Here is a 1,751-nt window from a genome sequence, read left to right as displayed (position 1 = left end):
GGTTCGCTCCTTTCTAATAATCTTCTAAAAGCCACTCTATCACACTTTCGTAAATGCGCTTAGGTGCATCGTAGTTGCCAGCTTCAATTTTTGCTAGAGTAGGAGGTGTAATTTTTAGTTTCTTGGCTAACTGAACTTTTCCAAGCTGAAGCTCCCCTCGTTTTCGACGAACTTTTTTTGCATGTTCTATTGTTAATAACATTATCAACTCACTCCTTTCTAAAAAATCTTGATTTGGACGAAAGTTTTTTCATCACACTTTGAATTATAAACGAATTTATTTTCGTTGTCAAGCGATAAATGAAATTTTTTTCGTCTATGATTTTATTTTTTCTCTCTACTATGTTATACTTTAGATAAACGTATAAGAGGATAACTAATGGAAAAACAAACACCTAAAAATAATCTAAAAAAACTTAGAATAGAAAAAGGATTCTCCCAAAAAGAATTTTACGAAGATATTATAAAAAAAGAACTAGGTTTGAATATTACTTTACGAACTTATCAAAATTGGGAAAATCCAAATAATGAAATCAAATCAAAACCTGCTCTACTACTTGCAGAATATTTCGGGGTAAATGTTGGATATCTTTTAGGGGAAGACGAAAGAAGAACAACCTACCTAACCTCTACTCTAGAGAAATATAGTGATAACATGGAATCCCCAGTAGATTTCGCAGGATATGGTTTGTTGGCGCTAACTCGTGGTGAAAAAGTAAGGGATACCGTAATAGAAAACCTTAGAGAAATCACAGACTATTATGGACATAGAAGATTTGCTAAAGAAGAATTTAAAAATTGGAGTCAAGAAAAAAAAGATCTTATGTTAAAAGGAATGCAAGACTATGCTGATTCAAATATCGGAAGATTTCTTGCAGGTCTAATGACCTTTCCTGATAAGACTAAAATTACTATTATTGATTTTTTAACACTAGACAAGAAAGAAAGGGAAGCTATTAGTACAATAATTTCCTCATTAGCCGATAATCCTGTTCTTCATAAAGATTATGATGACTAATATAAAATCGCTAATCACTATATAAGCTCCATATCCGCCAATAAATACTCTATCCCATAGGTCTATTGTAAAAAAGATGGGATAGCCCACTAAATCTTTTATCAGAAAAACACCAGCATATAGGAGACTACTTATGAAAAAATTACTAAGCACATCAGCTATTTTACTTTCTGCTACCGTTCTAGTAGCTTGCTCTAACGATCAATCAACTACTAAAGATAGCTCAGAACAAGCAAAAACAGAGCAAAAGAATACTACTTCAACAAACACAAAAGCCAGAGTAGATAACAGTAAATACGATAATCTAATTTCTGAAATCAAATCAAAATTAGATCCTGAATCAACTGGAGCAATAAGCGTAAAAATTCAAAATAACGTAATCGATTCAGATTCATCCGAACCGCATGATACAATCATGATTTTGCTAACTGGAACGGCTAAAGATAGCGCAAAAGAGACTATGGACGCAATCAATTCAAATTCTGCTACAACTAATCAGCAAAATGCAATTACCGTATTTCGGGTGTCTATATCTGAGTTTGCTAAAAAATTACCAGGCGACAATACTACTCTTTCCCTTGGATATGAAAAATCTGCTGATCAATACGACTTAATCGCAAAATCTTCAAAACAAAAAGATTTTATCCCTGTTGGAGAAATCATCGTAAATTAAAAACTCCCCATATTCGCCAATAGCGCCCCTATTTCTAAGGTCTATTGTGCAAAAACAGAG

At 33.0% G+C, this 1,751-nt stretch carries 3 protein-coding genes; 2 read left to right on the top strand and 1 reads right to left on the bottom strand.

The window, feature by feature from the left end; all coding sequences use genetic code 11:
* Window positions 1-13 precede the first annotated feature (13 nt).
* Window positions 14-202: a DNA-binding protein gene (locus tag SMIDD26_RS00320; RefSeq protein WP_061438568.1), complete on the bottom strand. Its 189-nt coding sequence runs from the start codon at window positions 200-202 to the stop codon at window positions 14-16.
* Between the two features lie 177 nt (window positions 203-379).
* Between SMIDD26_RS00320 and SMIDD26_RS00315 the strand changes: the two genes are divergently transcribed.
* Window positions 380-1,018 (top strand): helix-turn-helix domain-containing protein, encoded by a 639-nt coding sequence (locus SMIDD26_RS00315; protein ID WP_061438567.1) that lies wholly within the window; start codon window positions 380-382, stop codon window positions 1,016-1,018.
* A 133-nt stretch (window positions 1,019-1,151) separates the two neighbouring features.
* A complete protein-coding gene (locus SMIDD26_RS00310) occupies window positions 1,152-1,691 on the top strand; it encodes a hypothetical protein (protein WP_061438566.1) in 540 nt (179 codons plus the stop codon).
* Window positions 1,692-1,751: the final 60 nt, after the last annotated feature.

This window comes from Streptococcus mitis (assembly GCF_001579035.1).
Taxonomy (GTDB): Bacteria; Bacillota; Bacilli; order Lactobacillales; family Streptococcaceae; genus Streptococcus; species Streptococcus mitis_J.
The sequence above is the reverse complement of the archived record's forward strand: the minus strand, read 5'-3'. Positions and strand labels throughout refer to the sequence as shown.